At 34.7% G+C, this 6046-nt stretch carries 7 protein-coding genes and 1 riboswitch; of the genes, 3 read left to right on the top strand and 4 right to left on the bottom strand.

Going from position 1 to position 6046, the window contains the following annotated elements:
- Nucleotides 1-273, top strand: a 273-nt coding sequence (locus LX95_RS13655; protein ID WP_146240796.1) for a transposase, incomplete at its 5' end; no start/stop codon positions are given.
- 40 nt (nt 274-313) lie between these two features.
- Here LX95_RS13655 and LX95_RS13650 read toward each other — a convergent pair.
- Nucleotides 314-1141 (bottom strand): hypothetical protein, encoded by an 828-nt coding sequence (locus LX95_RS13650; RefSeq protein ID WP_111542022.1) that lies wholly within the window; start codon nt 1139-1141, stop codon nt 314-316.
- A 148-nt stretch (nt 1142-1289) separates the two neighbouring features.
- Nucleotides 1290-1523 carry a helix-turn-helix domain-containing protein gene (locus tag LX95_RS13645; protein ID WP_111542021.1) on the bottom strand — a complete coding sequence of 78 codons (234 nt, stop codon included), beginning with the start codon at nt 1521-1523 and terminating at the stop codon, nt 1290-1292.
- Nucleotides 1524-1904: 381 nt separating this feature from the next.
- Between LX95_RS13645 and LX95_RS13640 the strand changes: the two genes are divergently transcribed.
- Together LX95_RS13640 and LX95_RS13635 are read left to right on the top strand one after the other, a co-directional pair.
- Nucleotides 1905-2690: an RNA polymerase sigma factor gene (locus tag LX95_RS13640; RefSeq protein ID WP_111542020.1), complete on the top strand. Its 786-nt coding sequence runs from the start codon at nt 1905-1907 to the stop codon at nt 2688-2690.
- 1 nt (nt 2691) lies between these two features.
- A complete protein-coding gene (locus LX95_RS13635; RefSeq protein ID WP_111542019.1) occupies nt 2692-3789 on the top strand; it encodes a hypothetical protein in 1098 nt (365 codons plus the stop codon).
- 1139 nt (nt 3790-4928) lie between these two features.
- Here the strand turns inward: LX95_RS13635 and LX95_RS13630 are convergent.
- Together LX95_RS13630 and LX95_RS13625 are read right to left on the bottom strand one after the other, a co-directional pair.
- Entirely contained in the window at nt 4929-5294 is a 366-nt protein-coding gene (locus LX95_RS13630) for a DUF2200 domain-containing protein (RefSeq protein ID WP_111542018.1), read from the bottom strand.
- Between the two features lie 12 nt (nt 5295-5306).
- A complete protein-coding gene (locus tag LX95_RS13625; protein WP_111542017.1) occupies nt 5307-5759 on the bottom strand; it encodes an SRPBCC domain-containing protein in 453 nt (150 codons plus the stop codon).
- Nucleotides 5760-5948: 189 nt separating this feature from the next.
- Nucleotides 5949-6043: riboswitch (TPP riboswitch) on the top strand.
- The last annotated feature ends 3 nt before the right edge of the window (nt 6044-6046 follow it).

The raw sequence follows: 6046 nt of genomic DNA, 5'->3' as shown, positions 1-6046 counted from the left end.
ATTCGCAAGAGTGGAAGCAGTGTAAATGGACGTAGTCGAATAAGTAAAATAGGAAATCAAAAACTCCGTAATTTACTATTTATGTGCAGTTTTAATGCTTGTAAATATAATAAGGCTTGCCAAGATATTTATGACCGTATAGTAGCAAAAGGGAAGAGTAAAAAACTAGCTTTAATTGCTGTGTGTAATAAGTTACTAAAACAGGCTTTTGCTATTGCAAAATCAGGACTAGTATATGATGATTCTTACAGAAGTACGTTGGCTAAAAATTAGTGAGTTTTTACTTGTTTTTTACCACAGTACTTTGTTGGGTTTAGTTATTATTTGTATTATTTTCTTTAAGTTGAAGTATTGAATTATTAATATTTTCAATTTGCAGTTTAGATTTTAAATTATATGTTTCATTAATTGTTTTGAAATTAAAATTAACAGACGTTTTTTCAATAATTTCATTTGTTTCTTCCAATTTTTCTTTTGCCTTTATTAGCGAAGAAACTCCTCCTGCAAAGGAACCCAATGCTCCTAAAACGATAACAACTTCTTTGATTTTTCCAATTAGATTTGTCCAATCAGTATTTTTTGAATCTAAATTATTTAAAACTTTACTTAAATATTTAATTAGTTGATTCTTACTTTTTTCAGTCAAAATTTCATCTGACTTAATCAAATCTATTGACTCTTCAATCAGTTCTTTAATTTGCTGTTTATTAGAGTTTTTTGGTTCATAGAATCCATTGAGGTCAATTCTGTCTCTTCTAAACTCAATCATTTCATTTGCATCTTTTATTAGATTTAATGATAATGTGAATATTTCTTCGAAAGAATCTCGTATGTAAATAATATAATTCCTTTTAAAAGGATGAAGAATATTTGTTATAACAGTTGGGTTTTCAAATTTCCTATATTTTTTGAGTTCTTCAGAAAATGCGTTTATTTTTTCCACAAAAATTGATTTTCTCTCTTTTTCTAAATAGGTAACTTTATCTATACATTGTAAGAATTTATCACTTGCGCCTTTTAAATGTATTTGCTCTTCAAAAGGAAAATCTTTTGAAGATAAATTTTTTAGAAATTCTATGTAGAAATTTGAGATTTCTTCTAATTCTAAATTATTAGTGTTTAAATATTCTGTAAATGTCATTTTTTTATAATTAAACCCAACTGGTTATATCAACTCAAATATAGTCGTTTATAGCTATTATTTGCCGGATAACAACACTTTTTTATGATGGTTACAAGAATATACAAAAGCTAAAGCACTATCAATAAACTTTAAAAGTTTTCTGTTTCTATTCAACATCAAAATCTAACAACTCCTTAGGATGAATTTTCAGTCCCTTTGCTAAATCTATCAAAGTAGTAAAAGATAAGTTTCTTTTTCCATTTTCTATATCACTAACTGTACCTTTCGTAATCTTTGTAGCATTTAATACAATATCATCTTGACTAAGACCTAGTCTTTTTCTTAAAACCCGAACATATATTCCGAAATTTTTAAGTATTTCATCATTTGTCATTTCCATACTTACTCTGTTTTATACAAAGGGCGGAAATTTTAACATAAACATTGTTACAAGATCTTGTAACAAATAAACCTTTTTATTATATTTGTTTAAATAATATATTTGCGAAACTTCTTAAGTAAAAAATAGTAGAAGCATTCGTTTTGAATCTCGTCCTCAAAAACTGGTAATTTTTAACACGCGAGATGATAAGTGTAAATGCTCACGCCTCAAAGGGCGTGGGCTCTCTTATTTGCGTGAGGGTATACCAGTACCTTGAGGGCAATAAGTTGAGTTCCACGCCTATTTTTATTATACTTAAAAGGTTTTACTTCAACTTTCTTCAAAGCTAACTTCTCTTAGTACTCTCTAAGATTTCGCTCTTATAAAACACGAAATCTTATGCAACCACACCATTACATCCAATTAAAACAAGGCAACCCTATCGCTTTAGAACATTTGTATAAAAGGTACAGTCGCATGCTTTTTTGGCTGGGCAAGGAATTGATTAAGGATGAGTTTGTGATTGAGACCTTGGTACAAGATTGTTTTTTAAAGCTCTGGAAACATCGGGATACGCTAGAAACCCCACAGCACATTTTTTTCTTTTTACGTTATGTGATGAAGCGGGAATGCACCTATTATTACTGTCGGCCTCGTAATCACTTTTACCGCAGTATGAGCAGGTTAGAATGGTTTGGGAATTACCAAGACTTTATGTTGGGGCACGATCCTGCCGCCGAAGAAGACCAGCATTTACTGGAGCAAGAGGCGACACAAAAAGCTTTTGAACAGGTGCAACAGGTACTACCCTTTTTAGAGGCGGAACGGCAGCGTTTGATAGAACTTTGTTTGAACTATGGCTTTCAGTATAAAGCTATTGCCGAGGTGATGGGAAAAGGAATCACTGAAACAGCGAATGAGATTAAACGAAGTATGGAAGCCTTAAAAAAGATCATACATCAAGGCCATTCCTTAGAACATAAGGAGCCTGTTCGTCCGCTTAAAATACAAGGCGGCATGACGCCGGAGCAATCTGAAATTTTCCAACTGCGTTGTGAGCAGGAGTTGTCGTTTCCGGACATTGCCCAACAGCTGAATTTATCTCAAAAAGAAGTACACCAAGCTTTTACAGTGGCTTATACCTTGATGCAGCAACAAGCCGAACAGCAATTAGAATCTGCTTAAGATGAAAAAGAACAGCATCAAACTCACGCGAAAAATTCAGGTGGTCATCGACCTGCCCACGGCTGAAGAACGCAAAAAAGCGATCGGAAAACTGTATGCATGGCAAGACCGGGCGTATAGAACGGCCAATTTGATGGTGTCTCACTTGTATGTTCAAGAGATGCTCAAAGAGTTTTTTTATTTATCGGAGGACATTCAATATAAGCTGGCACGTGAACAAAAAGACGAAGCGGGGATTTTACAAACCTCCCGGATGAATACCATCTACCAAGTGACCTCTAAACGCTTTAAGGGCGAGATGCCCACCAATATTATTTCTTGCTTAAAGGCGAGTTTGTACAGTACTTTTAAAAAGAACCAAGAAGCTTATTGGCGGGGCGAGTGTGCGCTGATGAGTTTTAAAAAGGATATGCCCTTCCCCTTTACCACCGAAGGGATGAGTAAACTGGAGTACAATCCAACAAAGAAGGCTTTTTGCTTTCGCCTATTTAAAATCCCTTTAAAAACCTATTTAGGACGGGATCACAGCGATAAGTGGCGGTTATTGCAGCGGGTAAGTCAGGGAGAACTCAAATTGTGTACCTCCCACCTGCAATTGAAAGACGGCAAGACGTTTTGGTTGGCGGTATTTGAATTGGAAAAAGAAGTGCATCAACTCAACCCGGGCGTCGTTGCCGAAGTTTCCCTGTCCTTGGAATACCCCATCGTGGTAAAGGTGGGAAAAGTGCGACACCAAATTGGTAATAAAGAGGAGTTTTTACACCGTAGGTTGGCGATACAAGCTGCCCGAAAACGGGCGCAAGTGGGGGCTACTTATAATAAATCGGGCAAAGGCAAAAAGCGCAAGCTAAAAGCCGTAGATAGGTTTCGTCAAAAAGAAAAGAACTACATCCTCCAACGATTACACGTCTATAGCCGTAGGCTGATTGATTTTTGCATTCAGCACCAAGCCGGTACGTTAATGCTGATGAATCAAGAAGATAAAATAGGCATCGCTAAAGAAGAAGGTTTTGTCCTTCGCAACTGGAGCTACTGCGAGTTACTGACTAAAATACAATATAAAGCTGATAAGGCGGGAATTGAAGTGATTGTGGGGTAAATGAGTACAATTTTAAATGATGAATTTTAAATGTAAAATAATAAAGTTGAGTAGTTGGTTTTTTGCTCAAGAATAGTTCTGTAAACTGTAAGCGGTAAACTGTGAACTGTGAGCTAAACGGAGATTAGTGGTGAGTGGTGAGTGATTAGAAGTGAGTAATTAGTAATTAGTAGTGAGTACAATTTTGAATTTTGAATACTTTCCTTCGGCAAGCTCAGGATGATGTTGAAATGTAAGCTAGAAAATAGAGCTTAGCGGTTGAGTTTTGGAATCAAGAGACAGGAGACAGGAGACAGGATTTTATGATTAGTAATGCAATTAATAGTTAGTATAGAGTACAATTTTAAATGATGAATTTTGAATGTAATAATAAGAAAGTTGAATAGGTGGACTTCGGTTCGGGGATAGTTTTGTAAACTGTAAGCCGTAAGCTGTGAGCTAAAAAAACAAGATGCGGAGATAGGTACTGAGTAGTGAGAATAGAGTGGCTTGGGGGTATTTTTTGGAAGCAGAAATTTCACAATGGGCGCTTGAAGAATAGGTGATTTAGTAATCGGATTGGAGTTTGAACTTTAGAATTTGAGATTTGGAATTTAATAGAGGGTGCTTGCACACCCGTAAGGTGAGGTACAGGTTATACTCACTAAGTGGAATTTCCACCTGCAACGCGTGGGTTCTCTCTTTTTCTTTAGAGGGAAAGTTAGATTAGAGGTAAGACTTGAGATTTAGCTTTTAATGATTTAAGTAGGACATAGGACACTTGTCACGGTCGGTTCGTGTAAAAAATTCTTTTTTGATTAAAAATTTACAAATAAGAAGCCCTTCTCCTTTTTAAACAGATTTCTCAGTCCTTCGTCCATCGAAATGACAAAAAAAAACCTGTCATCTAGAACAAAACGCAGTGAAGTGAAAGATCTTTTCTTTGATTAAGGAATAACATACATAATAAGTTTTTACTTATTAAATTGAAATTACATTAATGATTTCTTCTTTTACTTATTCTCAGCACTACTGCTTAAGTATTCGTGAATCTTTAAAAAATCGATTTTCATTTCCAAAAGGAGGAAACTCACCGGAATAAATTATTTAAATCGAAGAAGTTTTAGATAAGGTCTTGGAATAAAAAAATTAAAAATATTTTATTCTTTACGTAAGATCTTTTCCATCTTTCGGCCTCGAGCCAATTCGTCTACTAATTTATCTAGAAAACGCACTTGCTGTGTTAAGGGCTCTTCAATTTCTTCTATGCGATAACCACAAATCACTCCTTTGATAAGAGGAGCGTTCTCATTCAACTCAGCTTCTTGAAAGAAGGTTTTAAAAGTAACTTTACTTTCTATCAATTCTTGAATTTTATGATCATCATAACCCGTAAGCCATTCTATAACCTGATGCAACTCTTCTATAGTTCGCCCCTTCTTTTCCACTTTGGTGATATAATGTGGGTATACCGAAGCAAAGGTCATTTTTGCAATACGTTCGTGATGTGCTGCTGTAGCTTTCATACTAATTTTTAATTAAGAGGTCGTACTATTATTTCTCATAAAATCAAATGCTCCTTTTCTAAGCTCTATACCATACTCCAAATAAGCTTTTAAGCAAGCCAAAAAATTCGCCCATCCTCCAGAGTTTTCTAAAGCCCAAGCCAGATTTTTTTCATTCAATTCTTTTCCTTTTTCATTCACCCTAACAATAGTGCTCTGGTCTTTTTGCTCTTCTAATTTTATATTTACAACGGTTTCAGGATCCCATACAAAAGAAATGGTATGCGGACTTTTAGTATGGATTTCTGTAATAGGAAATTTTTCAGAAAACTCAGGAAATTTCCAAACCACTTCATTTCCCGATTCTAATCTTCCACTACTTTCAGCTATAAAATACTTAGTCATATGTAATGGATTCACTATTCCTTCAAAAACCTCTTCCATAGGTTTTTGAATTTGCAAAATAGCTTTAGGCTCTAGTTTCATAAATACATTTCTTTGAAGGTAAATATAAAAAAATATTAATTCTCTGTGCAACTATTCTAAAAACTCACACAACTCCTAAAGCACTATATCCTCTAAGGCAGAATTTTAAGCACGTATATTATCTTTAATATCCTTATCAAGTTAAATTTCAAAAACATTCTCTATTTGAATAGCTAATCATTACTTTTGAGTTGGCTTTAGGGGTATTCTAAAAAAAGAATTGAGACACACCCTTTGAACCTGATTCGGTTAAGACCGGCGTAGGGAAAAGTAGATGCTATATTTCT

The sequence above is a fragment of the Mesonia algae genome (assembly GCF_003253545.1).
GTDB lineage: Bacteria > Bacteroidota > Bacteroidia > Flavobacteriales > Flavobacteriaceae > Mesonia > Mesonia algae.
This window is presented reverse-complemented; position numbering and strand designations above follow the sequence as displayed.

Coding starts and splice junctions, on each gene's coding strand:
- LX95_RS13650 (WP_111542022.1), bottom strand. CDS start 1,141: ATGACATTTACAGAATATTTAAACACTAATAATTTAGAATTAGAAGAA.
- LX95_RS13645 (WP_111542021.1), bottom strand. CDS start 1,523: ATGGAAATGACAAATGATGAAATACTTAAAAATTTCGGAATATATGTT.
- LX95_RS13640 (WP_111542020.1), top strand. CDS start 1,905: ATGCAACCACACCATTACATCCAATTAAAACAAGGCAACCCTATCGCT.
- LX95_RS13635 (WP_111542019.1), top strand. CDS start 2,692: ATGAAAAAGAACAGCATCAAACTCACGCGAAAAATTCAGGTGGTCATC.
- LX95_RS13630 (WP_111542018.1), bottom strand. CDS start 5,294: ATGAAAGCTACAGCAGCACATCACGAACGTATTGCAAAAATGACCTTT.
- LX95_RS13625 (WP_111542017.1), bottom strand. CDS start 5,759: ATGAAACTAGAGCCTAAAGCTATTTTGCAAATTCAAAAACCTATGGAA.